Source organism: Pseudolabrys taiwanensis (assembly GCF_003367395.1).
Taxonomy (GTDB): domain Bacteria; phylum Pseudomonadota; class Alphaproteobacteria; order Rhizobiales; family Xanthobacteraceae; genus Pseudolabrys; species Pseudolabrys taiwanensis.
Window position 1 is genome coordinate 3,837,765 of record NZ_CP031417.1, and the last position, 26,241, is coordinate 3,864,005.

Annotated in this window: 23 protein-coding genes and 1 pseudogene; 12 read left to right on the forward strand and 12 right to left on the reverse strand. The window is 61.5% G+C overall.

The window, feature by feature from the left end:
* Window positions 1-13 precede the first annotated feature (13 nt).
* A complete protein-coding gene (locus tag DW352_RS18230; RefSeq protein ID WP_210209852.1) occupies window positions 14-787 on the forward strand; it encodes an SCO family protein in 774 nt (257 codons plus the stop codon).
* On the opposite strand, the gene DW352_RS18235 is transcribed toward DW352_RS18230, so the two are convergent.
* Genes DW352_RS18235 through DW352_RS18260 form a run of 6 tightly spaced genes read right to left on the reverse strand, consistent with a single transcriptional unit; the run spans window position 773 to window position 7,858 of the window.
* Window positions 773-1,876: a hypothetical protein gene (locus tag DW352_RS18235; protein WP_115692669.1), complete on the reverse strand. Its 1,104-nt coding sequence runs from the start codon at window positions 1,874-1,876 to the stop codon at window positions 773-775. The genes DW352_RS18230 and DW352_RS18235 overlap by 15 nt on opposite strands.
* Window positions 1,873-2,406 (reverse strand): c-type cytochrome, encoded by a 534-nt coding sequence (locus tag DW352_RS18240; RefSeq protein WP_115692670.1) that lies wholly within the window; start codon window positions 2,404-2,406, stop codon window positions 1,873-1,875. The genes DW352_RS18235 and DW352_RS18240 overlap by 4 nt, the downstream gene beginning before the upstream one ends.
* A complete protein-coding gene (locus DW352_RS18245) occupies window positions 2,403-2,936 on the reverse strand; it encodes a DUF3341 domain-containing protein (RefSeq protein WP_115692671.1) in 534 nt (177 codons plus the stop codon). The genes DW352_RS18240 and DW352_RS18245 overlap by 4 nt, the downstream gene beginning before the upstream one ends.
* The gene (gene nrfD, locus DW352_RS18250; protein WP_245434167.1) at window positions 2,929-4,287 is read right to left on the reverse strand and encodes an NrfD/PsrC family molybdoenzyme membrane anchor subunit; all 1,359 of its coding nucleotides are present in this window, start codon (window positions 4,285-4,287) and stop codon (window positions 2,929-2,931) included. Before nrfD ends, DW352_RS18245 begins: the two co-directional genes overlap by 8 nt.
* The gene (locus tag DW352_RS18255) at window positions 4,287-7,205 is read right to left on the reverse strand and encodes a TAT-variant-translocated molybdopterin oxidoreductase (RefSeq protein WP_115692672.1); all 2,919 of its coding nucleotides are present in this window, start codon (window positions 7,203-7,205) and stop codon (window positions 4,287-4,289) included. Before DW352_RS18255 ends, nrfD begins: the two co-directional genes overlap by 1 nt.
* Window positions 7,202-7,858: a cytochrome c3 family protein gene (locus DW352_RS18260; RefSeq protein ID WP_115692673.1), complete on the reverse strand. Its 657-nt coding sequence runs from the start codon at window positions 7,856-7,858 to the stop codon at window positions 7,202-7,204. The genes DW352_RS18255 and DW352_RS18260 overlap by 4 nt, the downstream gene beginning before the upstream one ends.
* Window positions 7,859-7,991: 133 nt before the next feature.
* Here DW352_RS18260 and DW352_RS26910 point away from each other — a divergent pair, with 133 nt between their 5' ends.
* From DW352_RS26910 to DW352_RS18280, 5 genes are all read left to right on the forward strand, one after another.
* Window positions 7,992-8,342: a hypothetical protein gene (locus tag DW352_RS26910; RefSeq protein WP_162827043.1), complete on the forward strand. Its 351-nt coding sequence runs from the start codon at window positions 7,992-7,994 to the stop codon at window positions 8,340-8,342.
* Window positions 8,343-8,444: 102 nt separating this feature from the next.
* Entirely contained in the window at window positions 8,445-9,317 is an 873-nt protein-coding gene (gene coxB, locus DW352_RS18265) for a cytochrome c oxidase subunit II (protein WP_245434168.1), read from the forward strand.
* Window positions 9,314-10,921 (forward strand): cytochrome c oxidase subunit I, encoded by a 1,608-nt coding sequence (locus tag DW352_RS18270; protein WP_115692675.1) that lies wholly within the window; start codon window positions 9,314-9,316, stop codon window positions 10,919-10,921. Before coxB ends, DW352_RS18270 begins: the two co-directional genes overlap by 4 nt.
* Entirely contained in the window at window positions 10,914-11,558 is a 645-nt protein-coding gene (locus DW352_RS18275; protein WP_115692676.1) for a cytochrome c oxidase subunit 3, read from the forward strand. The genes DW352_RS18270 and DW352_RS18275 overlap by 8 nt, the downstream gene beginning before the upstream one ends.
* Complete coding sequence (locus tag DW352_RS18280; protein ID WP_162827044.1) at window positions 11,555-11,848, forward strand: cytochrome C oxidase subunit IV family protein; 294 nt, start codon at window positions 11,555-11,557, stop codon at window positions 11,846-11,848. The genes DW352_RS18275 and DW352_RS18280 overlap by 4 nt, the downstream gene beginning before the upstream one ends.
* An 89-nt stretch (window positions 11,849-11,937) precedes the next feature.
* On the opposite strand, the gene DW352_RS18285 is transcribed toward DW352_RS18280, so the two are convergent.
* The 4 genes and pseudogenes from DW352_RS18285 to DW352_RS18300 form a co-directional block, all read right to left on the reverse strand.
* Window positions 11,938-14,142: a PAS domain S-box protein gene (locus DW352_RS18285; RefSeq protein ID WP_115692678.1), complete on the reverse strand. Its 2,205-nt coding sequence runs from the start codon at window positions 14,140-14,142 to the stop codon at window positions 11,938-11,940.
* Window positions 14,143-14,861: 719 nt separating this feature from the next.
* Window positions 14,862-15,098: a hypothetical protein gene (locus DW352_RS26915; protein WP_162827045.1), complete on the reverse strand. Its 237-nt coding sequence runs from the start codon at window positions 15,096-15,098 to the stop codon at window positions 14,862-14,864.
* A 131-nt stretch (window positions 15,099-15,229) separates the two neighbouring features.
* Window positions 15,230-16,002, reverse strand: a pseudogene (locus DW352_RS18295) (SDR family NAD(P)-dependent oxidoreductase).
* Window positions 16,003-16,024: 22 nt separating this feature from the next.
* Window positions 16,025-16,894 (reverse strand): NmrA family NAD(P)-binding protein, encoded by an 870-nt coding sequence (locus DW352_RS18300; RefSeq protein WP_245434170.1) that lies wholly within the window; start codon window positions 16,892-16,894, stop codon window positions 16,025-16,027.
* Between the two features lie 104 nt (window positions 16,895-16,998).
* Between DW352_RS18300 and DW352_RS18305 the strand changes: the two genes are divergently transcribed.
* The 3 genes from DW352_RS18305 to DW352_RS26925 all read left to right on the forward strand — a co-directional run bounded on the left by DW352_RS18305 (window position 16,999) and on the right by DW352_RS26925 (window position 18,969).
* On the forward strand, window positions 16,999-17,910 hold the full coding sequence (locus tag DW352_RS18305; RefSeq protein WP_115692680.1) for a LysR family transcriptional regulator: 912 nt from the start codon (window positions 16,999-17,001) through the stop codon (window positions 17,908-17,910).
* Between the two features lie 348 nt (window positions 17,911-18,258).
* A complete protein-coding gene (locus DW352_RS26920) occupies window positions 18,259-18,612 on the forward strand; it encodes a helix-turn-helix domain-containing protein (RefSeq protein ID WP_162827046.1) in 354 nt (117 codons plus the stop codon).
* Window positions 18,613-18,690: 78 nt separating this feature from the next.
* Window positions 18,691-18,969, forward strand: a complete 279-nt coding sequence (locus DW352_RS26925) for a hypothetical protein (RefSeq protein ID WP_162827047.1) — start codon at window positions 18,691-18,693, stop codon at window positions 18,967-18,969.
* A 902-nt stretch (window positions 18,970-19,871) separates the two neighbouring features.
* Here the strand turns inward: DW352_RS26925 and DW352_RS27180 are convergent.
* Window positions 19,872-19,985: a DUF3606 domain-containing protein gene (locus tag DW352_RS27180; protein ID WP_210209853.1), complete on the reverse strand. Its 114-nt coding sequence runs from the start codon at window positions 19,983-19,985 to the stop codon at window positions 19,872-19,874.
* A 49-nt stretch (window positions 19,986-20,034) separates the two neighbouring features.
* Here DW352_RS27180 and DW352_RS18330 point away from each other — a divergent pair, with 49 nt between their 5' ends.
* Together DW352_RS18330 and DW352_RS26930 are read left to right on the forward strand one after the other, a co-directional pair.
* On the forward strand, window positions 20,035-20,511 hold the full coding sequence (locus tag DW352_RS18330; protein ID WP_115692683.1) for an EAL domain-containing protein: 477 nt from the start codon (window positions 20,035-20,037) through the stop codon (window positions 20,509-20,511).
* Between the two features lie 274 nt (window positions 20,512-20,785).
* A complete protein-coding gene (locus DW352_RS26930) occupies window positions 20,786-20,935 on the forward strand; it encodes a hypothetical protein (RefSeq protein WP_162827048.1) in 150 nt (49 codons plus the stop codon).
* Window positions 20,936-21,467: 532 nt separating this feature from the next.
* On the opposite strand, the gene DW352_RS18335 is transcribed toward DW352_RS26930, so the two are convergent.
* A complete protein-coding gene (locus tag DW352_RS18335) occupies window positions 21,468-24,788 on the reverse strand; it encodes an autotransporter outer membrane beta-barrel domain-containing protein (RefSeq protein WP_115692684.1) in 3,321 nt (1,106 codons plus the stop codon).
* A 296-nt stretch (window positions 24,789-25,084) separates the two neighbouring features.
* On the opposite strand from DW352_RS18335, the gene DW352_RS18340 reads away from it, so the two are divergent.
* On the forward strand, window positions 25,085-26,107 hold the full coding sequence (locus DW352_RS18340; protein ID WP_115692685.1) for a helix-turn-helix domain-containing protein: 1,023 nt from the start codon (window positions 25,085-25,087) through the stop codon (window positions 26,105-26,107).
* Window positions 26,108-26,241: the final 134 nt, after the last annotated feature.

Sequence of the window (26,241 nt, forward strand, 5' to 3'; positions counted from 1 at the left end):
TGGGACCTCGCTCATGCGCATTGTCGTCGCCGCGTTCATGCTCGCGCTCGGCGCAACCGGGGCGCATGCAGGCCTCCTGCAATCCGCACTTACCGCCGTGGGCGTCTCGCCTCCGCCAGAGGCGCGCCTGCCGCTGCAACCGCGCTGGCGTGACCTTGATGGACGCGAGACCTCCTTGGGCGCCGCGATGGGCGGCAAACCAACATTGGTGCTGTTCGCCGACTACACTTGCAGCAGCCTGTGCGGCCCCGCCCTCGCCTTCGTCGGCGACGCGCTGGAGAAATCGGGTCTCACCGCCAAGGACTACCGCCTGATCGTTCTCGGCCTCGATCCCAAGGACAGCGCAGCCGACGCACGCGCCATGCGCGAGCGTGAGGCCCCCGGCAAAGACCTGCCTTTGACGATGTTGATCGGCGACGAGCAGACGATTCACGCCGCGACGCAAGCCATAGGATACCGCTACACGTATGATGCCGAGCACGATCAATACGCGCACCCCGCCGCCATCCTCGCCGTGAGCGGCGATGGTCGCGTCGTGCGCGTCGTGTCGGCGCTTGGCATCTCTCCGAACGATCTTCGTCTGGCTTTGACCGAAGCCGGCCGCGGTTTGGTCGGCAGCTTCGCCGATCACGTCCGCTTGCTGTGCTACGGCTTCGATCCGAGCGTCGGCGCTTATACTCTCTCGATCCAGCGCGCGCTCGCGGCCTCCGGCGCGGTGACCGTTACCGTCCTCGCAGGAGGCATCGCATGGCTCGCCTTCGCGGCGCGCCGGTCACGGCCGCGATGACGGCAGCGGACTTCCCGCAGCATCGAAATCGTTCTCTAGAGTCTGGCGGTCGTGCGCCGACACGAGCACGCGCCGGTAGAGACCTGCAAACGCGCCTAGCCACAGCGCGCCGGCCAGCAACAGCGACGCAGGGACGGCAAGCAGGATAACCGCCCTGCCGCCCGCCGTTTCAGGCAGGGCGAGAACACACGCCTCTACCAAACGCAAGCCGACCGTCGCCGAAGCGATGACGAGGAGCGGACGGCGCGCGTTGCGCACCTTGCCGGTCAGCAGCGCGAAGAAGGGCAGAATGAACTGCAAGAAGATCAACGTCCACAACACTGCGCCCCATACGCCGTGCTCACGCGCCTCGTACCATACCGTTTCGCGCGGCAGATTGCCGGACCAGACGATAATGTATTGCATCGCGTGATTGTAAGCCCACAACAACAACACCGCGAGCAAAGTCGCACCGTAGCTATCAGTCTCCGCACGGCGCCGGGATAGACCAATGACCAACACAAACGCGTATCCGGCCAGCAATTGGAATGTCAGGACCAACAGGCCGTAGAGCGAGGAATGAAACTCGGGCGTCAGCGTCTCGAGCCAGTCGATTCCTGCGAACGACGCCGTCAGTGCATAAATAATCAACCCCGCCGCGGCACTGGCGACCATCCGTCGCGGCGAACCCCATGCCGCCCGCGTCCACCACGAGAGGACCGTCCAGACCCCGAAGTAGAACACAGTGCGGGCGATGAAGAACCATGGCGTCAGGTAAATCGCCTTGAAGCTTCCGGGATCGACAACGCCCTTGCCCACCCACGGGTAAAGCCAAGGCACACCAACGAGCACGGGAACGAACAGCACCGCGACAGCCGGGATCGTCATCGACGTGGCCACGAGCGGCGCGTGCAGCCCCTCGGTCCACGGGCCGCGTACGAGGTACGTCAGCATCAGCACAGCCATCGCTCCGACGGCGATGCCGCTCAACGTGGCTGCGACGCACAACCAGCCGAGCATCAAGGCGTGCACGTCGAGCCAGGCCGCGACGACGCAGCCGGCTAGACCGAGAATGCCCGCGATGATTAGCCGGCGATCGACGGACATCATGGCGGCGCCTCCGCCAAGAGCTTCGCCCTCTCCTGCTCAGGAACGTCGTCGAGCTTGGCGTTCTGGCTCAACTGCAACGCACGGATATAGGCGACGATTGCCCAGCGGTCGCGCGGCGCGACACGAGCGGCATAGGGATACATGGCGCCATAGCCGTTGGTGATCACGTCGAAGAAGTGCTGATCGTCAGCCGAGCGCAAGCGATCGATGTGATAACTCGGCGGAGACGGCATGCCTCGCTGCACCACCATGCCGTTGCCCTCGCCGGTGCGCGCATGGCACGGGGAGCAGAAGACGTCGAACTGCTGATGCCCGCGCGCCAGTAAAGCGGCGGTCAGGCGAGGCTTGTGCGTGGTTGCTTGATCATGAGCGACGTCCTCCCGCGCTACCGTGCCGGCGACAGGGGCCAGCAACGATTTGCCGTCGCGAAACAACGCCGACGGTTCGTATTGCTGGTTCTTCGGCTGATCCGTCATGTTCTGACCGCAACCGGTGAGCAGCAGACACGATATGAGCAGCGCGCGCTTCATGCTGGCACCAGTTCGACCGTTCTGGCACCAATGCGACCGAGATATTGCGCGGTTTGCTCCGGATCGAAGCGCGCATCGCCCGCCCTGACGCAGAGGAAGAAGCGATCTCGTGACGCCAAGTGGAAGCGCGAGGCGGCGAAAACGGGATAATTCAACCGCGGCAGGCCGTTCAGCGCCAGCATACCGATCGCCGGAAAAAGAGCGGCGAACAAAACCGTCAGTTCGAAAGCGATGACCGCAAAGGCCGACAGGGCATAAACCGGCCTGCCGCCGACATCGAGCGGGTAGCTCCAATTGGTTCCGATCTGCATGAGCAGCGCCAGAGCAAACCCGAAACCGCCCCCTGCGAGACCGAGCCAAAGCACCCGCGTATCTCGGATATCGAGAACTTCGGCCAAGCCATGCACGGGAAACGGCGTAAAGGCGTCGAGGTCACGATAGCCATCCTCACGCGCGCGCCGTGCGGCGTCGAGTAACGCCTCGGGCGTGTCGAATTCGGCCAGGAGGCCGTAGGCGTGCGCCTCAGCCATGGCTCGCCTCCGCCTGCTCTTCGTGCAAAACCTCCTTTGTCTCCGAGATCGCGATCACGGGAAACAGGCGGATGATGAGCAGGAACGGCACCATGAACAGGCCGAAGGTGCCGATATAGATCGACCAATCCCAAAAAGTCGGCGTGTAACTGCCCCAGGAGGACACCAGGAAGTCGCGATAGAGGCTGGTGACCAGGATCATGTAGCGCTCGAGCCACATGCCGATCGCTACGCTGGTGCTGACCAGGAATAGTACTAACGGCGAGCGCCGCGCCCACTGCCACCATAGCAATTGAAGAAAGACGAAATTGAAGACGATCGCACCCCAATAGATCCACGCATATGCGCCGGCGATGCGGTCGTGCACCGTTTGGATCTCATGCGCCTCACCGGAATAGAACGCATCGAAGAACTCAAAAACATAACCGTAGGCAGTCATCAATCCGGTGGCGAGCAGCACCTTGCCGAGAATGTCCAGGTGATCGTCGGTGACGAGATTCTTCAAGGAGAACAGGCTGCGGATGACGATAGCGATCATCGCAACGACGGCGAAGCCTGAAAACGCCGCGCCGAGCACAAAGTAGGCGGGGAAGATCGTCGAGTGCCAACCGGGAATCGTGCCGGCCGCGAATAGCAGCGACACCTCGCTGTGCACGGACACAACGAGCGGCACAGCGAGCGCGGCGAGCAGGCGATACGCCTGTTGCCAGCGCAGCCAATGCACCGCCGATCCGCGCCAGCCGAGCGATAACACGCCGAAGAAAACTTGCCAGCCGCGGCGTCTGGCACGATCGCGCGCCGCACCCAGATCGGGGATCAGGCCGACGTACCAGAAAACGACCGAGACGGTGAGATAGGTCAGTACTGCCCAAATGTCCCATTCCAGCGGGCTGCGGAATTGCGGCCAAACACCCATGGTCGCCGGATACGGGAACATCCAATAGAGATACCAAGGACGGCCGAGATGCAGAACGGGGTAGATGCCCGCGCAAACGACCGCGAACAACGTCATCGTTTCGGCGAACCGGTTGAGGGAGTTGCGCCATTCCCGGCCCATCAACAACAATAGGGCCGAGATGAGCGTGCCGGCGTGGCCGATCCCGAGCCACCAGACGTAATTGTGGATGGCAAAGGCCCAATTGACGGGAATATTGATGCCCCAGATGCCGACGCCGCGGGTGAAAAGTACCACCACCGACACGGCGAACAGCGTCAAGAGAAGCATTGATAGCGACAGCGCAATGAGCCAACGCCGCCGCGTCGGAAAGTGCAGCGGGATGCGCGCGAGTTGATCGGTGACATCGCCAAGCGACTGGTCTCGCGGCAGAATGGGCGCTTCGGACATTGCCATCACGCGCCCTCCCCGCTGGGATCGTCATTCCAACGGGCGAGATAGGTGGTGCGCGGGCGCGTGCCGACCTCTTCGAGCAGTACATAATGACGACCGCTCCTCCGGCGTTTGCTCACCTCCTCGTCACCATTGTTCATATTGCCGAAGCTGATCGCCTGCGTCGGACAGGCCTGTTGACACGCAGTCGTTACCTCGCCGGGGCGAATATCGCGGTTCTCTTTGTTCGCAGCCGCGCGCGCTGCCTCGATGCGCTGGACGCAGTACGTGCATTTCTCCATGACGCCGCGCGAGCGCACGGTGACGTCCGGATTATGCGCGGCATCGGTCGCCGGATCGATCTTGCGATAATCAAACCAATTGAAGCGGCGGACCTTGTAAGGGCAGTAGCTCGAACAGGTTCGCGTGCCGATACAGCGGTTGTAGATCTGCTGATTCAAGCCCTCCGGACTGTGGGTCGTCGCGTTGACCGGACAGCCCATTTCGCAGGGCGCCATTTCGCAGTGCATGCACGGGACCGGCTGGAAGTAGCTGCGCGGATCTTCGATGTCACCGCTGTAGTAGCGGTCGACACGCAGCCACAACATCTCGCGGCCCATCGCCACCTGGTCACGCCCGACAACGAGAACATTGTTCTCGATATTGCAGGCGGCGATGCAAGCATTGCATCCAATGCAACGATCGAGATCGATTGACATGGCCCAGGCATAGCCTTCCGGCGATTTCTCCGGGTAAAGAGTCGGCTGCGGCTTGGGCGGCGGTGTGGTTGGTCGCGACGCTGTGACTTCTTTGACGAAGTCGAACCCCTCCATGCGATGATGCAGTTGGCTCGTCGCAAAGCTGCGGTGACCATCCACGCGCCGGATCGTCCCTTCGACGTGCCACGGATCGTCGGCACCGCGCAGTGCCGAAGCTGCATAGCCAAGGCCATGGGAGAGATTCCCGTGCACGGCGCGGCCGTAGCCGAGAAACACAGCGGCCGTATTGGCAGCCTGCCCCGGCATCACCCAGACAGGGCCCGCGATCTTGCGCGGGCCGGCCGCCAGTTCAACCAAGTCGCCGTTACCGACTTTGAGTGTATCGGCAAGCTGCGGGCTGATAGCGACCGGACAGTCCCAAGTGATCTTGGTCAGCGGCTTCGGCAGTTCCTGAAGCCACGCCACATCGGAGAAGCGTCCATCCCAAACGCAAGGGTCCGGACGAAAGACGATGTCGATGCCTTCGGCCCGCGCGGGTTCAGTCGCGATATCCGGGACCCTGGCGCTCAGCGACAGGGGCGCGGGCTGCTCTTCCTGCACGATCCCGTCGTGCAGCGCCTGTCGCCAACGTCCGTCGAAATCGTCGCCAAAGGTGCCGGCCCACGTCTCGCGCACCAGAGCTTGCGCATCCGGCCCGACCGCGCCTGACAGCATAGCTAGCACTTCCGGCACGGTGCGCGATTGATACAGCCGGCCGATGACAGGCTGGAGGATGGTCGCGCTGCCATCGACGGCGCGCGCATCGCCCCAGCTTTCCAGCACGTGACTGAGAGGAACGTGCCAGCCGCAAGCTGCTGCGGTCTCGTCCGCATAAAGGCCGGCATGGAGCGTGGTCGGGACGCGGCCTAGCGCCTCCGCAAATCCCAGTTCGGCGGGCGCGGCATAAGCGGGATTGCAGTCGAGCACGATGACAGTCGTGACGGCGCCTGCCTGCATGTCACGCGCCAGATCGGCGAAGCTGTCGCCTTCGAGCGCCGCCATCGGTTCACGATAGCGAACCGTTCGGCCCACATTGCCAAGCTTCTCATTGACGGCACAAGCCAGCGCTTGCACGGGCGCAGGCGCATGCGCACCGACGGAGAACAGTGAGCGGCCGCGATGCGCGTCGAGATCCTCTGCGGCACGCGTCACCCATTGCTGCTCCGCCTCGCTCAGCGTAGCAGATTGGCCTTGCATCACGCCGAGCCGCGCCGCGATTGCCCCCGCGAGCAACGTTATGCGCGGCGGATCGGCCGCGAGGCGCGTCGTGGCCACGACGCCCGTCAACCCTGGCACGCACTCGGCCACGTGCACGCGCGCCCGGCCTTCGCCCGGCTTCACCTCGCCGCGCCGCTTAGCCCACCCTTGCGCATGCCACACCTGCCACGGGCCGGGCCCCAACAGATCGTCGTCCAGACTGACGATCGCGTCGCATTGCTCGAGCGCGTAGATCGGCTCTGCCACGCGGCCAAAAGCAAGCTGCATGGCCGTTTGCCGATTGGCGCAACCGACCGGCTCGAACCGGTGAATCCGTGCCTCCGGCAATGCGCTAATCAGCGTTCGCAATTGACGGATGATTGTGGGCGACGTGATATCGCCAACAACAAAGCGCAGCCCCATTCCCCCTTGCGCAGTCCACTGCGCGCGGGCCGTGTTCACCATGCTCTCGATAGCGGCCCATGTTGTCGGCTGCCCCTTTTGCAGAGGCGTCTTCGAGCGCATCGGGTCATAGAGCTGCAACAGCGCCGCCTGCATGAAGGCGTCGCTCGCGCCCCGCGCCGCCGGATGCTCCGGGTTGCCGTCGAGCTTGGTCGGCCGCCCATTATAGACCGTTGCCAGCACCGGCTGGGCGTAACCCTCGAACGTCACCGCGGTCGCGAAGTGGCGTGCGATACCGGGCGGCGCGTTCTCGGGCTGGTTGACGTAAGGCAACGCCGCATCAGAGCGACCTTCGCCGCAACCCGCGAGGCTCGCCATCATCAGCGACGCGCCCATCAGCTTGAGAAACGTGCGACGGCCGGTGCCGGCAAGGATCGTGGCAGCGGCGGGAAATTCCGCCTCCACCCAGCGCCGAAACTCATCGTCGTCGGTCAGTTCTTCGACGCTCGACCACTGCCGGCTACCACCCTGGGTCAACCTGTGTCGGATCGCAGCGAGATCGAATGGGGCGGATCGCTGGGTCATCGGTGGCACACCGTGCAATGCGTGATCTCACCGAGGCGCAGATGGTAGGCGGCCGCCAGTTGGCTTGCGGCCGGTGTCTTCGCGTCTGGCTTCCAGTTCATCGTGGTGATCGCATCCTGCGGCCGCAGGTTAGGCGCCGGATCCCGATGGCAGTCGAGACAGAATTGCATCGTGAAGGCCTTCGCCTTCGCGGTGAGCGGCATCTCGTCGATGCGGCCATGGCAGGTCTCGCAACCCACGCCTTTCGCGATATGAATGTCGTGGCGGAAGTACACGTAATCGGGCAGCCGCGCGACGCGGCGCCACGCCAGCGGCTTGTTCTCAGCGAGGCTGTGCCGCACAGGCGCGAGCAGAGGGGCGTTGGTCCACACCTGCGAGTGACAGGTCATGCAAGTATGTGTCGGCGGCAGACCGGCACGCGCGCCGGTGTCGACGCCCGTATGGCAATAGCGGCAGTCTATGCCGAGACCCGAGACATGGTGCTGGTGGCTGAAGGGAACCGGCTGCGACATGGGATGGATATTCGCACCGGTGTAGTAGTCGGACCGGGCGAAACCGACCGCGGCTACGGTTGTTCCAGCCGCCAAAGCCAGTCCTCCTGCGGCCAGCAAGCGAAGCCATGCGTCCGCCGCTGAGCTGAATATCTGGGTCATCTCGGCTGCTCGACGCCCACAAATACTTCGCCCCTCGGCACAACGGAGCGGTCGCGCACTCGTTCCTCGCCATGGGAACAAAGTTCACCGGCCTTGCGTTGGGGCACCAGGCGCGACGGGGACATTTTCCAAAATGACCGACCTTCATAGCGCTCCCTCATTCGAAAATTCGGATGTCGATGTACGTCTGCTCGCGGCGCTCGCATGCGGACTCGTCGGCTTTCTCATTGCTACGCCCGCGGCGCTCTGGTTGATCTACGGCGGCGCAGTCCCGAGCCAAGTGTTCCAAGCGCCGTCGATCGACGCTTCCGCTCCGCATTTACAGGTCGATCCCGCGCAAGACCTCGCCACGTTTCGCGCGTCAGAGAATGTACGGCTGTCGACATATGGCTGGGCGGATCCAGGTCGTCGAACCGTGCACATCCCAATCGAACGTGCACAAGGGATCCTCGTCGAGCGCGGACTTCCCGGCTGGTCCCGATAAATCCGTCCGCCGGCGAAGGCAGCGATGTGGCGTAATTGGATCCCCTTCTGGCACTCAGGCGCTTCCTCTTATGGCGGCGACGTCGATTTATTGTTCATTGGCTTGCTGACGGTCAGCCTGCTGGTGACAGCGTTGCTGTTCACGCTGTTGCTCACTTTCGCGATCTGCTACCGGGCCACCAGGGACGCCGACCGCGGCCATCGGATCAAGAAGAGCTGGCACTGGGAGGTTGGCTGGACCACGGCCACATTCGTCGCCTTCCTCGGTCTATTCGTTTGGGGCGCGACTCTCTATCTGCGCATATTCGAGGCGCCGGACCATGCATTGTCGATCTACGTGGTAGCGAAACAGTGGATGTGGAAGGCGCAACACCCCGGCGGCCAGCGAGAGATCAACGAGTTGCACATTCCGGTCGACCGTACGGTGCGACTGACGCTCGCTTCACAGGACGTGATCCATAGCTTCTTCGTCCCGGCGTTTCGCGTGAAACACGACGTCGTGCCCGGCCGCTATCAATCGCTATGGTTCAAAGCCGAACGGACGGGCGTCTTCCAGCTTCTATGCGCGGAGTTCTGCGGCACCGACCATTCCGCTATGACCGGACGCATCGTGGTCATGAAGCCGGACGACTATACGCGCTGGTTGTCACAACAAGACGTCGACGGCACGCTTGCGGCGCAAGGAAGCGCGCTTTTCCGCGAGCTCGGCTGCAGCGGCTGCCATATGGGCACCAGTACGGTGCGCGCGCCACATCTCGATGGATTGTATGGGCGTCCGGTGCCGCTCGCGGATGGCAGGGTCGTGGTCGCTGACGAACGCTATATCCGCGACTCCATCCTCCAGCCACGCGCCGAGGTTGCTGCCGGCTACGATCCGGTGATGCCATCGTTCGCCGGGCGCGTCGACGAAGAAGGGCTCATCAAACTGGTTGCCTATATCAAATCGCTGGCCAACGGCGCGGAGGCAAAACCATGAGCGCGGCCGAGCCGAACTACCTGACCGCCGACTTCCGGCTCAGATCGTGGTTCGTCACCACCGACCACAAGCGCGTGGCGCTGCTTTTCTTCGCTACAATCACTCTCTTCTTCTTTCTCGGCGGGGCCGCCGCCACCCTCATTCGACTTGAGCTGTTGACGCCACGCGGCGATCTGGTCACCTCCGACGTCTACAACCGGCTCTTCACCATGCACGGCGTGATCATGGTATGGTTTTTCCTGATACCTTCGATCCCCACGACGTTCGGCAATTTCATGGTGCCGCTAATGATCGGTGCGCGCGATCTCGCCTTCCCGCGCCTCAATCTTACGAGCTGGTACCTGTTTCTGATCGGCGGCGCCGTCACCCTCTATGCGCTATTCACCGGCGGTGTCGACACCGGTTGGACGTTCTACACGCCGTTCTCGACCATGTACTCCAACGGTCACGTAGTCCTCGCCGTGATCGGCGTATTCATCACCGGCTTTTCCTCCATCCTGACCGGCCTGAATTTCATCGTCACCATTCACCGGCTGCGGGCCCCCGGACTGACCTGGTATCGGCTGCCCATCTTCTTGTGGTCGCTCTATGCGACGTCGGTCATTCTCGTTCTGGCGACGCCGGTCCTTGCCATCACTCTGTTGTTGGTGGCGATAGAACGTCTTGCCGGGGTCGGCATCTTCGATCCCAAGCTCGGTGGTGACCCGCTGCTGTTCCAGCACCTGTTCTGGTTCTACTCGCACCCCGCCGTTTACATCATGATCCTGCCCGGCATGGGTGTCGTGACAGAGCTTGTCACCTGCTTCTCGCGCAAGATGTTGTTCGGCTACAAATTCGTCGCCTGGGCCAGCATGGCCATCGCCGCCGTCGGCTTCTTCGTCTGGGGCCACCACATGTTCGTCAGCGGTCAGTCTGTATTCGCCGGGATCGTCTTCTCGTTCATGAGCTTCGTGGTTGCCGTCCCCTCGGCAATCAAGGTGTTCAATTGGACGGCCACCTTGCACAAAGGCTGGGTCCACTTCGATGCGCCGATGCTCTATGCGCTCGGCTTTATCGGTCTGTTTACGATTGGCGGGCTGACCGGACTCTTCCTCGCCTCGCTCGCGTTCGACGTTTGGGTCACCGACACTTACTTCGTCATCGCCCATTTTCACTACATCATGGTCGGCGGCATGGTCACGGCTTATTTCGGCGGCCTGCATTACTGGTGGCCCAAAATCACCGGCCGGCTTTATCCCGAATACTGGGCGCGCGCCGCCGCCATCCTGATCTTCTTCGGCTTCAACATGACGTTCTTTCCGCAATTCATTCTCGGGATTCTCGGCATGCCGCGCCGCTATCACGCCTACGATCCAGCGCTGCAGGTATGGAACGTCCTGTCGTCGGCCGGTGCCTCGGTTCTCGCCATCGCCTATGCTTTGCCGCTGTTCTATCTCGGCTGGTCACTGTTCTGGGGCCGCAAGGCTGGGCCGAACCCATGGCGGGCCACCGGGTTGGAATGGCAGACGTCGTCGCCACCGCCAAAGCACAACTTCATCGAGACGCCGGTCGTCCGGCGCGGCCCCTACGAGTACACACCGGATCCGGTTCCGCAAAATGCCTGAAGCGCAACCAGCCTTTCCTTACGCAACGCTGCCGCAACAGCACGAAGCGGCGCAACTCGGCATGTGGACCTTCCTTGCCACCGAGATCCTCTTCTTCGGCGGTCTCGTCCTAGCCTACCTCGTCTACCATTACGGATATCCGCAGGACTTTGACGCCGCGGCCCGTCACACCAAGATCGTTCTTGGCACGACGAATACGGCGATCTTGCTGACCAGCAGCTTTCTCGTCGCCTGGGCTGTGACGGCGGGCAAAACTGGTTTTGGTCGCGGCGCCGCCGTATTGCTCGCGGCCGCGGCCGGCTTGGGCCTCATTTTCCTGGCGCTGAAAGGTTTAGAGTACAGCGAGGAGTATCGTGAGCGCCTCGTTCCCGCGCTTAACTTCAGCTTCGATGCCGCGCACGCGCGCGGCGCGCAACTCTTTTTCGTGTTCTACTTCGTAGCAACCGGGCTGCACGCGATCCACGTGGCGGTCGGCATTGCGATCCTGTTGGCGATTGCGAACCGCGCACGACAGCAGCGCTATTCCGCCGACTACCATGCGCCGCTGACGGTCGCCGGACTGTACTGGCATTTCGTCGACGCAGTATGGGTCGTACTTTACGCCCTGATTTATCTACCGGGACGGAGCGGCGCATGACCTGGGCTCCGCCACGCGCACTGCTGCTGTCCTGGCTTGCCCTGCTGGCACTGCTCGGGCTGACCTTGCTCATCGCCTATCAGCCGCTCGGGGCTCTCAACTTTCCCATCGCGCTCGCCATCGCGAGCCTCAAGGTCCTGGTCGTCGCAGCGATCTTCATGGAATTGCGCGACATGCGTGGCTTGGTGATCGCCTTCGCTGCCGCCGGCGTGCTTTGGCTGTTCGTGCTACTATGGCTCGCGGGCGTCGACTTTATTACTCGAGCGCAGTTTCCGCCGACCATCAATTAATAGAGATATATAGTATATCGCGCGCCACGGCATCGAACTAAACATTATTCCGTTCCGGAACCTTTCGGCGCGGATTTTCTGCCGCCGCATTACTTTGAAGGGCACGCGCCATCGAGGACATCGCGCACCTTCGCCGCCAGGTCTCTATAACTGAAGGGCTTTGTAATGAGATGAACGCCTCTGTCGAGCCGCCCGTGGTGGATGATTGCATTTCTGGCATAGCCGGTGGTGAACAGGACCTGCAATCCAGGACGTAACGCGACGGCTTGAGCCGCGACCTGAGCGCCGGTCATCCCGCCGGGCAGAACGACATCGGTAAAAAGCAGATCGAGACGCGGTTGCTTGCGGATCAGTTCGAGCGCGGCCGGCCCGTTATGGGCCTCAATCACGGTATATCCAAGCTCTCGAAGGCTTTCTACTGAGTGAGTGCGGACATCATCATCGTCCTCCAAAACAAGGATGACTTCCGCCACGTCAGCCTCCGGCACAGGCTCCTGCGGGGCGATATCTGCCGCTTCATGCGAGCCACCCCAGCGTGGCAGATAAATCTTAACGGTCGATCCCTCGCCCAATTCGGAATAGAGATTGATATGTCCGCCGGACTGCTTGACGAAGCCATAAACTTGGCTGAGCCCCAGACCAGTACCATGGCCCGCTGGCTTGGTCGTAAAGAATGGTTCGAACGCTTGCGACAGGGTCTTGGCGTCCATACCCATACCGGTATCAGAGACCGAGATCAGGACATACTGTCCGGGAGTCACCTCGGCGTGTTGGAGCGCGTAGGCCTCGTCGATATGCACATTGGCGGTCTCAAGCGTCAGGTTGCCGCCATCCGGCATAGCATCGCGCGCATTTACCGCGAGATTGATGATGGCGGATTCAAGCTCGTTAGGATCGACCTCCACACGCCACAGTCCGACGCCGCGAACTACTTCGACGGACACCAATTCTCCCAGGGTGCGTGTGATTAATTCCGCTATCCCGGCAACTAGGACGTTGAGATCGACCGGTTTCGGATCAAGTGGTTGGCGGCGCGCGAAAGCAAGCAGCCTTTGGGTCAGTGAAGCCGCGCGACGCGCGCCATTCATGGCGAGCGTGGCGGCCCGCTGCAATCGGCCCGAGTTCTCGGGCAAGTTTCTCAGCAGTGCCTCCAGATTGCCAATGATGATTTGAAGTAGGTTATTGAAATCGTGCGCGACGCCTCCGGTAAGCTGGCCGACTGCTTCCATTTTTTGAGACTGACGTAAGGCCTCTTCCTGTTTCTGCAGTTGCCGTGTGCGCTCGGCTATTTGTGCCTCAAGATTTGCGTTGAGTTCATGCAGAGCTTGTTGTGCTTGTTTCCGGTGCTCGATCTCTTTGCGCGATGCTTGCGCAAGCTGGGCATTGTCGATCGCGACAGCGGCCTCAGCGGCTAGACCGGCCAGGCCGCGCTCGGATCGTTCGGTGAATATCCCGACTTGCGCATGCCCAAAAAACAAGCCGCCGAGCACATCGCCATTGCGAGACATCACCGGGACCGCGAGATAACTACGCACCGGGAGATGACCCTCCGGCATCCCCTTGCGCGGTGCATTGCGTCCGTATCGCAGGTCTTTCGTGATGTCGTCCGAGCGTACAATGCCGACCCCCGAAAACGTCGGCGCGAACACATCGGTATTTCTCGGCATCGGAAATTTGCTGAACGCTTCGCGGGGAACCCCGGACAAGGTATAAAGCATGTAGCTTTCGCCCGCGTCGTTCTCGACATTGTAGAAGAAAGCTCCGAACTGCGCGCCGGTTAGTTCGACGCCCGCATCGGTTACGACTTGCACGAGGCGATGAAGATCTGTCTCCGCCCCTAATGCTGAGCCGGTGCGGTTTAGCACCTCCAGCGCCCGGCGTTCTTCGCGCAGGGCATCTTCCGTCAGGCGCTGCGTGGTGCGGTCCCGCAGGATTTTGACGAAACCGACAAGCCCCCTGTCCGCCTCGATGATCGGCGAAAGCTCGCCGGAGGCCCAGAAGCGCGTGCCATCCTTGCGGACGCGCCAGCCTTCCTCACCGCCGCCGCGCCCGATACGGGTCGCGTCCGCTATTTCCTTTTCGAGCTGCCGCAGGTCCCCATCGACGAATATCCGATTAAGCGGTTGACCAAGCATTTCGTGTTCGGACCAGCCCAATATCCTCTCGGCGCCCGTGCTCCAGCTCGTGACCCGCCCTTCCTGATCGGTGCTGATGATGGCGGTGTCTCGGGCGCTGTTGACGATTTGTCGCCATTGCGAGGCGGTTATCGCCGCCGGCACGAAATCAACGCCCATCTCCGCCCTCTAGACCCGACTGCCCCGCGTCATAACGCGACGATTTTTCTCTGGTTCCAAAGAGGAACTCACTAGCCCATCGCCTCCGGGACGGGTTCCAGGCTCTCACTCTCATTTCATGTCGGATTGATCTGAACCGCCGCGGGTTCTAACGCGTTTTCTCAGCAGACAACCCGCCGGATTTTTCTCTCTCCAATACGGATACTCCTTGGCCTCCACGGAAGGAGGAAGCATGCCTATGATCGAAGCCGGCATCATTGAGCCACCAGTTTGTCCCCTCTGTGGCGCTCCCACTCGGCTAAGGGAAGCTCGAAAAAGTCCGACGAAGTCGGATAAGGATATATATGAGTTTCAATGTACCGCTTGCCACGTGCTCTATCCGGTTGTGGTGAATAGCTCAGTCCAGGAAACTCGCTCGCAGGGCGCGCCTGCCGATCTGGCCGGGTCGGAAGGCTAGCATTGCTGCAGCGGTCGCTTTGGACTAGGCCGCTCTTCACTAGGGTGGCTGCCTTAGAAAGTGGGCGAGGCGTACGTTTTATTAGTTCGAACTAGTTGAGCCGCGCGTACGCGGGCAAGGAGGTGAGTCCAGCCGTCCTGCGACCGTCGAGTCGCGTTCGTCATACCTGTTAAACAGTCGCTGATAGCCGTCATCTTTTTGTTTGAGACGCGCCAAACTGTACTTGGATGTGCCGCAACCTCGACGCCATGGGGCTGTGATGTCAGGCCGTCCATTGAGCGCCGTGGACGTGGCGGTCGGTCAGCGGCTGAAGATAGCCCGTATGGCCAAGAAGCTCACCCAAACGAATTTGGGTCAGGCCGTCGGCCTCACCTTTCAACAAACCCAGAAATAGGAGATAGGCAAGAACCGTATCGGGACCGGGCGCCTCCATGCGATGGCCGAGGAGCTCGGGTTTCCCGTGTGCTATTTCCTCGAAGGCTCGATCAAGCCTGCCCATGTAGCTAAGGGTCGGGGTCGTAAAGCGACGTGGCGGCCGCTTGCCGGGTCAGCGCGGCGGCAGGGCGAGCAGAGGATCAAGAAGCGGACTATGAGCGACCTGCGGGAGAACGGCGGCGTTCTGCGCTTGCGCTAAGCGGGCAGTGCGATCCTCGACAAATTCTCGCAGGCTGCGAGGAGCTGATGTTGAAGGTTCTCATCCAGAGCTTCGGGGTTCGGCGCGCGCCGATTAAGGTGGTAGAAATACTCGCCTGTCACCCGCGCTTGCGGATCGTCGCTGACCGCCAACCAGGCTTGGGTGCGATGCGCCTGATCCATGTCGTCTGGCGCGGCCGGGCCGCCCATTTTCGTCGGCACCCAGCCGGCTCCAGCGCATTGCAAAGCACATCGGGCCAGCGCCGGGCGAGCGCCGAGGCCATCATCGCATTGTAGAGCTTGCTCTCCGCGTAGGCCGTCGATCCGTCCCACGGCCGCTTTTCCCATAGCAGATCGCGAAAGTTGGCGCTGACGCGATGGTGCATTCCGGAGCTGAGGTAGACGAGCCGCTGCGGTCGCCTCATGCGCGCTGTGATAACGTACGGGGCCAGAACGTCGATTGCGAAAAGATGCGGGAGGCCGTCCTCGGTCACAGGGCGCCGCGGCTCGCGATAGCCTATGGCGACATTGTGGATGACAGCCTCGAAGCGCCCTAAATCGTTGGCCTCTTCGGCGACACGCCGCGCGCCGGCTAGCGTCGAGACATCTCCGATCACGACCGCGTCGGCGGCCGGCAGTGCCCGGCGCGCATCTTCCGCGCGCTTGCCGTTGCGGGCATGGAGAACAACCTGATGACCTTGTTCGACGAGAAGATGCGCGGCCATCAAGCCAAGCCCCTCGGATGAGCCAGTTATGAAGATGCGTGACATCAAAGTCTCCTTGTAGGGGAGTTCAGTGCTGCGTGATCAATTCGCGAAGCACCGTTTCGAACGTGACGGTGCCCGTGCGCTGCTCGGTCCGGTTTCGCTCGAAATCGATCCAGCCCTCATTGAAGCCGTCGAGCATCCGGATACGAGCGGCCGGATGCTGCATCCCCTGCGCGCGGAACTGCGCTTCCCAGGTTTCGCGGGGGATAGCGACCGCTTCAACGGAACGCCCAAGCGCAGCGGCGAAGCCGGCGGCCTCATCATTGGCGCTGTACTTGCGCGGGCCTGTGAGTTCGATCGTGCGCGTGCCTGTCCATGTTTCCTGCAGTAGCTCTGCCGCGACCCGACCGATGTCCTTGACGCTCACACGGTCTATCGCATGATCGAGCGGCTGCAGATGGCTATGGATTTGCCCCTCACGCGCCGCCGCCACGTCCCAAGACGCATTCTCCATGAACCAGGCTGCGCGCAGGAAGGCGACAGGAATGCCGGTTTCCGCAAGGGCGTGCTCGTATATCCCACCCCAGTTGAGGAGGTTGAACTCGCGCACCTGAGCCCCGACCGTGGAGAGCAATACCACACGGGCCGGCTTGACCTTCGAGATCGCGCGCGCCGCGGCAGCGACACGATGCCGACTGTCGGTGAATGCGGCGTCGGAATCGTAATTGGGCGGGTTCATCAGGAACAGGCCCTCAACCCTCTCGAAGGCGCGTTCCAACGCCGTTTGGTCGCCAGCATCGGGAACGACCGCGATCTCGCAGCCGCGTGCTTTCCACGCGGCGCCCTTTTCCTCGCTCCGTACGACGGCGCGGATCTGATGACCTGCATTAAGCAGAGCGGTCGCGGCGACCGCACCGACCTTTCCCGTTATTCCCGCAATGGCGAACATCTTCATCTCCGTGCTTCATAGGTTCCGACCCGGGAGATAGCGCCCGAGCGGGCTTTGCATTAGCGTAGGGAGACTCAAATCACTTTTGCGGAAAGATCTGGAATAGATTTATGGCGTTCGACGGCCGACTTCTTGACGGGGTTAGCGTTCTCGCCAGCGTCGTAGAGAGCGGCAGCTTCACGCGCGCAGGCGAGATCCTCGGCCTGTCGCCGTCCGGCGTAAGCCGGTCGGTATCGCGGCTGGAGGAGCGCATTGGGGTGCGTCTGCTGGATCGGAGCACACGATCGCTGAGACTTACGAGCGAGGGAGAGCGGCTTTATGAACTTGCCGCGCCGCACCTTCTCGGCATCGAGGAGGCGGCCAACCTCACGGCTGGCACACTCGGACAGGTGCGAGGCACGCTGCGCGCCAGCGTGAATCCGATCTTTGCCCGCAATGTGCTGGCCCCTCGCTTGCCGGAGTTCTCCCAGCGCTATCCGGGGCTCCAACTCACCCTGATCCAGCATCCTGATGCCGGCGATCTTATCGCCGACGGGATCGATGTGGCGATCCGGTTCGGCCCGCAGTCCGGCTCGACCATGTCGTCACGGCTGCTCCTAGAAACCCGCGTCCTGACTGTGGCGTCGCCGGCCTACCTCACATCGCGCGGCCGTCCCGGCACGCCCGGTGACCTGGAAAAGCACGAGTGTCTTGAGTTTGTGGATCCCCAACGGGGCCGTCCGTTCGAGTGGGAGTTCCGGCGTGATGCGCAAGCCGTTGCGGTGAAGAACCATGGCCGTTTCACCTTCACCGATGTGGATACGATGATCACGGCCTGCCTGGCTGGTACCGGTATCGCCCAGGTGCTCGCCTTCGGCGTCGAAAGGCATATGGCGGACGGTTCCCTGGTCGAGCTTTTCCCAGACTGGCCCGACGAAACCTTTCCTCTTTATGCGGTGCGGCCGTCGCGTCGACTGGCGCCTGCCAAAACCGAGGCCTTCCTCGAGTTCTGCATAGAGATTTCGAAGGCTGCTGCGACCTGAGGAACGGCCCCGCGCCGGCTGTCCTCGGCTGTGGAGTTAATCTCAACTCCACTAGGCAAAGAGCTCAAGCGCCGTCCACAAGGCGCTGCCGGGTTTCGTCAACACGGAATCCACACGAGGCGGGGTTGTCCGATGGACCGTGCGGGTGAGGAGACCGTCGAGCTCCCATGCCGTCGGATGGATGGCTCGAGGCGCCCCTTCTCCCCTTGGATAGGTGCTATCTTTTGGTTGAGGCCCGCTAAAATTGTGCTTGTATGGGCTACAACGTCGATGCCAGGGCATGTAATGGCAGACCGTTCATTAACTGCCGTGGACGTGCTGGTCGGCCGGAGGCTGAGGATGGCCCGCATGACCAAGGGGCTCACCCAAACGAGTTTGGGTCAAGCCGTAGGCCTCAGCTTCCAGCAAATCCAGAAATACGAAACGGGCAAGAACCGCATCGGGCCCGGTCGGCTTCATGCGATGGCTGAGGTGCTGGGTGTCGCGGTGTCGTATTTCTTTGAAGGGCCGCAGTTCGCGGCGTCTGCGGGGGACGCTGAAATGGAGGCGATCCACGAGGCCCTAAGCACCCAGGAAGGTGTGCGCATTGCAACTGCGCTTTCCAGCATCTCAGATGCGAAGCTGCGGCGCAGCATCGCCGACTTGTTGGAGGAGATCATCGTGAGCAAGGACCGAGCAGCCGAAGGTCGCCGTAGACGTTAGCGCCAAGGTGAAGCCATGCCTCACACGTGAGTAAGGTCAGCCGCGCGCCTTTTTCGTCGACGACGACGGTGCTCGCCTTTGGATGAAGGAGCCGACTGGAGGGCAGTGTTAGTTCGGGTATTCGAGGAGGGCATTGCCGTCGGCGTCAACGGATCTGCTTGCCTCGTGGTGACACTGCTGACAGGTAAAGCGTTGCAACTCATATTTGTCGCCCAGCTTTGGATGTGGCGATCGCCGCGTCAGCAACATCTGGCCATGACAGAGCTTGCAGGCGAGAACGTCATGCGCACCGAATCTGCTGGATTTCTGCTCTATCAGGTACATGCAACCCCGAGGATTCTATTGCGGGAGCGCTAGCAAGTCTCTCGGCTACCGACGTTCTGGCGCGCTATACCGATGATTGGAGTTTAGACGGGCCATGATTTGACGACAAGCCGCGCTAGCGACGAGCCACCACACCGCTAGCACGCCAAAGATTGTGCTGCCAATTGCCTTCAACCTATTTGTCGCGCGGCCCGACGCTGTTGGTGTGGAATTCGAGGCATGAGCGTATTGATGCGGTGTGCCTTAATAAGATCGACTTTGCGAAGGCCGAGTGCAACATTGGCAGTGGTATTAATCGGAGGTCATCATGTCCACGGCTGTGCTGGCCGTTTGCCCAAGGTGTGACCTGCCGCTCACATACCGATGCACGGAGAGGGTAGCGCGCGCAGGTTCTCACGAAGAGCTTGACGTGTTTGAATGCATGGCATGCGGCCGTTTGGCCACGTGTATCACGAATACCAAGCAGCCAAAGCCATAGAACGACATTAACGACCGCTCGGCCGTGGCGTCCTGGGACACCCCTGATTAGGTGCTCGGATCGCGCCGACGCGATCGAGGTCACCTTTGAACCTTCGTTCAATAAGTACATTGGATCGAACGTGCAGGATCAATGCCGTAGGCCGCGGATTTCGCGATTGCATTCGTTCAAAGGCGCACGGGCAGTCTATGCGACGCGGCTATGAGGCGAGCGGGAAGCCGGCCGCGCCACGCTGTGCGCATTGTTAGGGCGCTATGGATCGATCGGAGATAACTTGAAGTTACAACAAAGCGAGGCCTATTCACCACTTTCAATGCTCGAAATGTGGAAAAACCGAAATTATCGATCATTTGCACCAATTGCTGGTGCCCTAATCTAACCAGGCTAGAACTCCCGACGCTCACTCAACGCCGCCTCGATGGCGCTCACCGAATCGCCGACGCAGTCCACGATCTTCTTAAGACAGTCCGGTGATCCCAAATTTCTGGCTCCAGTAGTGGAGTTCATAATCTTCGCCGACGTTGATCCGCCCGCGGTCGTGGATGCCGCGGTTGAGTTTGCTATTGTCCATACGTTCTCCCACACGTTAGGCGTTCCGCTATCCAAAGTGTGAGCGCGCCATGTTGAATCCGCTTGCCGGTAATGACGCGACGGACGGCGATTTGCAGGCTGCTTTCAGTCATCGGCGTGTGGCCTCTGTCCGGACACCATGTTCCTTTGATGCAGCTATGTTCGACGATTGTGGCGATGTGCGCGCGCGGTACAAGCTCCTTTCCTCCGCTTTGCGGGAGAGCTCTTCGAGTTTGTATCACCTGCGCAACTTCAAGATCGACAAGATCAAATTGACAGCAGTTTTACCAGCGCCATGGCGTCGGAGCGGAGAGTACCGCGATTGTGAGGGCATTGGTGGGCTTGGCAACGGGCTCGGGCTCACCATTACCGCAGAAGGCGTCGAGGGCCGCAGCCAATGTGATGAACTGATAAGGCAAGGCTGCCAGCAGGCCCAAGGGTTCTTGTTCAGCAAGTCTGTGCCGGCTGCAGAAGTGCCCGGATTATATAGCCTTCACGCGCAAGGCGGTCGCAAGGCATCTGCTTGACGTGTGCGAAGGCGGGGCTCCGCGGTCCGCCCTGGCTGCACGTGCTCATGTCGGATGATGTTAGCAGTAGGACAACTCTTGCTGCGGCGCGCTTTCTCCGATGATCAGCGGTTGGGGCTGGTAATTAGCGTTTCCAAGTACTGAGAGCCCGTAATCGGGACCATTCGGTGGCAGTTGCAATGGGTCGCACGGCTACGGGTTTGCGTTAAATCAACGCGCCTGTCTGTAACTCGGTATTCCTCGCGGGTGGCGGAGGATTACTGAAGTGGGCCAGATGGCGGATCTGTACCGAGCACAAGCTGCGCAATGCTTCGAGCGGGCGTTCGGAGCGCCCGATAAAGAACAGCGGGCCTTGTGGGAACAATTAGCCCGTTATTGGGAGATGATGGCCGACGCCCTCGAGGTCCAGTTTGAGCCGCGTTAGTCGTCCCGTGGGGGGATGGCTCGCCGACTCTATGCGATCAATCGGGAATGTTTGCGCCATTCGGCGGACCGGCTTGTCAGAGTGCCTGAGCTGTTTGAGCTCAAGTCGTCCCGCCTTTCACGCCAACGGGCCGGATGGACAATAATGCGCCTGCCGCCGTTGACCCGCATGGAGGCCCGATCGCTCTCGTGCGGGTATTTTGCTCCTAGTCTCGCCGTACCAATAAATAAGCGAACAATCTTGATAGGGCTGTTGATAGAACTTTGTACGATGGGAGCTGACTGATTGCGGCGCCGGCCATCAAGCCGAGAGATCCAAAGAGCACGGACCAGCCCATCACGAGGGCGAGAAATGACGCTTGCGAGGAATAGCCGCATCGTGGTTGCTGGTTGAGCCGCCTGTATTCTTCCGTGAGGGCGCGCGCACGCTTCTTGCCCTTCGGCCAATAGTGCGGTGCGTTTCCACAATCGAAAAGCGCCAGGAAAAATGTTTCCTTTTGACCTGGCCTCTTTTCGCGACTCGCGCGTTCAGCTCAAAATGCGGCGCGGGCCTCGAGCGATCCACCGTTGCTACTGGAATGGCTGCTGAAGCGCCCGTCATAACTGACGCGCAGACTCAAATTCTTGCCTTTCCAGACGTCGAAGCCGGCAGAAACCTCGGCCAGCGCCTGATCGAGCGGCGAGGTGACTGTAAAGGGTGCAATGCTCGCCGGCGCGCCCTCGAAGCTCGCCGTCGCACGGAAATCGTCCTTGTTCAGGAACCGTACGCCGGCCTGCACATACGGCCGCCATGTGTAGCCGTCTTGCTGCCATTGCGTACCGATCTCGACCGCCGGCGCCGCAGACAGCACCCAGTCGTTCTGGCTCCGCACATTCAGGTTGAGGGCACCTGCTCCGCTTTCATTAATACCGCCGCGCCATAGTCCCACCGCATCGAAGTCGATGTGCGGCTTGACGTAGAAGGCCAGCGTGCCAAAGGCATAGGCAAAACGCAGCCGCAGATCGAGCGTGCCCGTATCCGCATTCCCGGCTGCCGTGCCAGCGGTGGGGATGCCGTAACGACTGGTGTCGTAGCGGGCGAGGCTGCCGCTCACGCTGCCGGCGACAAGCCAGTTGTCGCGGATGTATTTGAGCGCGGCACCGCCATGGAAAATGTTTCCGTTTGCAGAAGAGGTGTCGGTGTCGATCGAGGAGCGCTCGTAGCCGGCACCGGCATCGAGATACCAGTTGGGCGCAAACTCGCCTTGCACGCCTCCCGTGAGGCCGGCAGCGCTCTCCTTGAAGCCGGAGTAGCCATCATGCCCGCCGAACGTCGCGACATGCCCGCTCGGCCGCAGCCAGTAACAATTCCCTTCGCCCATCAACGAGGCTTGGCTGCTCGACAGCGGGCAACTGAACAGCGAATTGGCGAAGCTAAAGCTTGACCAGAGCGCGGCCTGGCTCTGCGCCAGATAGGCTTCCGGCGTAAGACGATCGAGACCGTTGACGAAGGCGCCGTGATCTAGCCCGGCGAGATATGTCAACATACTGCCGAGACTGCCACCGCCGGCGACAAAAGCCTGCTGGAGATTATCCCCTACCATCTGTTGATTTTGGGTCATTCCCGGCGGCGCGAAATTAACGGCGAGCACGTTCAGTTGAACGTCGGTCGGGTTCGGGTAAAGGAGCTGAAATTTCATCACGGCCGTGTCGTGCACGGTGAGGCCGTTATCGGCTGTGCCTCCGGCCGCAGACACGATGGTGAAAGCCTGCGACATCGAGTTCATGCTCATGTTCAGGAAGTGCGGCACCACAGTGCCGGCGAGCTGTGCGGTGCCGCTCACGTTGAGCCGGTCGGAGGTCATGCCGGTGGCGTTTACGTCCACAGCAAATGTCCCGCCCACGTTCTGCACGAAATTGCCAGTGAGGGTTGTTGTTTGCAACGTGCCGACGCCGCCCGGCGCCAGCGTGCCGCTGTTGGTGAGCGCGTTGCCGGCGCCGACGTTGACCGTCGAACCACTGTTGAAGAGGCCGCCCGAAAGATTGTTGAAGATGTTGACGCCACTGCCAAGATCTACATCGCCCGTGATGATGCCCGAATTGTTCACGGTGTCGCCGCCGCCGCCGCCGAGGATCGCGGCCGTGCCGCCGGTCACCGTCGCGCCCGAGCTGATGGTGATGTTAGACATGCTAAAGGCGGTCTGGATACCGGCCGTTGCGCCGGAGATCGTGCCGCCATTCACCGTTATATCGGCCGTGCCAAAGGCTCTTGCATAGATGCCGCTTGCTCCATTCGAGCGGATATCGCCAGTGTGCGTCACCGTAACATCGCCGCCGCCGCCAGTAGCGCGCGCATCGATGCCGTTGCCCTGTGCCGTGATGTTGCCGCTGCTGGTGACGACGGCGCTGGAGCCGCTTGCCGCATTGGCATAGATGCCGCGGCCCGTGGCCGAGGTGATATCGCCGGTGTGCGTCACTGCGACACTGGCACTCGCATTATTGAAGCTGTTTCGCGCAAAAATGCCGTCGCCAAAGGCGGCGATGGCGCCGGTACTGGTCACAGATACTGCTGTGCCGCTTGCCGCATTGGCATAAATACCGCGCCCGTGGGCCGAGGCGATATTGCCGGCGCTACTCACCGTGACATTGCCAGTGGCCGCACCACCCGCAGCCCTCGCATAGATGCCGTCGTTATCGGTGCTGATATTTCCGATAATGCCGACGTTCACGGCACCGCTGCCCGAAAATGCGCGGATGCCGGTGCCCGTGCCCGCGTGGGTCGTGGTGATATCGCCGGTGTGCTGCACCGTGACACCGTGAGCTCCGTGCGCATAAATGCCGTCACCGCCCCCCGAAATCGTGCCGCTGCTGGTGACAGTGACGACCCCGGTGCTCGAATAAGCAAAGATGCCTCGGCCGGTGGGCGAGTTCGAGGTGAGGTTGCCATCGTTACGAACCGTCGCGTCGAGGACACCGCGCGCATAAATGCTACTGGCGTTGAGCCCTCCGCTGGTGATGTTGCCACTGTTGTTGACGTATACCGTACCGACATCCGACTTAGCGGAGATGCCGAAGGCACCGGCAGTGAGATTGCCAAGGTTGGTGACCGAGACCGGCCCGTTGGATGACGTGGCCCGGATGCCATTGCTATTGCTACCCGAGGTGAGATCGCCGGTCTGCTGCACGGTGACACCGGCATCCCCGCTCGCGAGAATACCAAAGCTTGACGCCGTAATGGCGCCCCTATTGATGATGGTGATCGTGCCGCCAGCGCCCCCGTTCAGCGAGAGTGCGCTGATGCCGGCGCCGATCGAATGGATGTCGCCGGTGTTGTTGATCGTGACCCCACCATAAGCGGATGCAGTGATGCCGGGTAAGGTGACCGCCGAAATGGAGTGCGGCGCGACGTTGCTGTTGATCGTGACGGTGTCGCTTGCGCCATACCGAAAAAACAGGATGCCGGCCGTGCCAGCGGCCGGTGTGATGTTGGTGGTCAGCGAATTGACGTTGAGCGTGTCAACAGTGGCGCCGTTGAAATCAGTGGTGCTGCTGACGCCTCCAGACTGATCGCCGGTACAGGTGGCTGTCGTGCCGGCGATTGTACATGCCGCCGGTCCGGCCTTGGCCGGACGGGGCGTCATCATCCAGAGCGCGCCAGTCGCCACAGTGCCCAAGAGTGCCGCGCGCCAACTCCGCCCCTCGTTTAGCCCACGGAAAGTATCAGAGCCGTGGCCGGCCAGGGCGTGATAGTTATAGAGGCCATTGGGAGTGATCCGGCCGCGCAACGACGCACCCACAGCAGCAATTTTCGCATTGTCGCGGCGCGCCGCCGCATCGGGGCCCGCGCGCCCCTCAGCTTTCGACCGACACCGCATTCATTCCCCCATGTCCATTCCCGACCAGCGGCAATTTCCTCGCCCCGCGCGCCTTCGTGCGCATCGGCACACAAGCAGTCGGCGCCTCGGTGCGCCGTGACAGCGGCTCCTAGAGCGCTGGGCGGGGGCCGTGACGACAAGATTCGCCGGTCGAACACATTTTGAATTTTACCGCCTCCTGTCTATTCGTCATTGACTGGCAGTCTCAAAGACTTGTCTATTCGTTCCAAGCCGGTTGCGCGGCTCCGCCGTCCACGAGATTGTTCAACGTGATCTGGCAGTGACATGGAATCGCAATGAACGCACCGACCCCCGCGGTGCACTTCGACACCAACGATCTCCCCGAGAATGACCGTTTCAACGCCTGGCGTTCGGCCGTGCACGCACACCGGGTCTGGTTGCCGGAAGGTGCCGATCCGGCCCGGTTCACCGCGCTCGTCGACGCCTGGACCCTTGGAGAGATCGTGCTCGCGCATTCGCGGTTGCCCGCGGTTTGTCTGGCGCGCACGCCTGAGATGGCGCGCGCCGACGCCGAGGACTGGGTCTCGTTGGCATTCCAGTTGGGCGGGACGACGGTGTTTACCCTCGATCAGGGTGATCTTGTGCGCACCGTTGGCCCTGGTGAAATCATCGTCTTCGATATGACACGGGATTTCAGATCGGAAACGACCGTGCACGAGGTCATCACCTGCGCCGTTTCGCGACGCGCAATGCGGCAGGCTGTGCAGGAGATTCCGCCGCATCACGGGCTCTTGATCGAAGGCGGCTGGGGACGCCTGCTGGCCGATTACATGCTCTCGCTGGTACGGCAGCTTCCGCAGATGGCGGCCGCGGATGCTCCGGCCCTTAGCCGCACCCTGGTTCACCTGGTGGCGGCGTGTTTGAAAACGGCGTCTGACGCGTCATCGACGCCATTGAGCCGGCGCGTGGCCGACGTCCGTCACCGCGCTGAGACTTACATCGAACAGAACCTGACCTCGCCCAAGCTCGACCCCTCAGGCGTTTGTAAGGCACTCGGCATTTCCAAAGCGCGCCTTTATCGCGCTTTCATGCACGCCGAAGGCGTAACCAGCTACATTCGAAAGCGGCGCCTTGAAACGATCCATGTCCTCCTCAACGACCCGCGGGAAATGCGCAGCATCAGCGAAATCGCGTACCAGTACGGCTTTGTCAGCGAAGCGCATTTCAGCCGCGTCTTCCGGCAGAAATTCGGCTTCAGCCCGCGTGACGCCCGCGTCGGCTTGCCCGTTACGTTGGACGCCGACGAAAGCGATGATGAAACCATGGTCTTTCGTCGCTGGGTCCGGCATTTGAGTTGAATGCTCACGGCGACCTCACCCGCGATCGCTACGGCTCACATGCGGCGATGCCGCGCGCGGACGCAGCCATCAATTATGCCGCGCCGGACGGAAGAGAATCGAGCAGGGACGAGACCGGTCTAGGCGGCATCGTT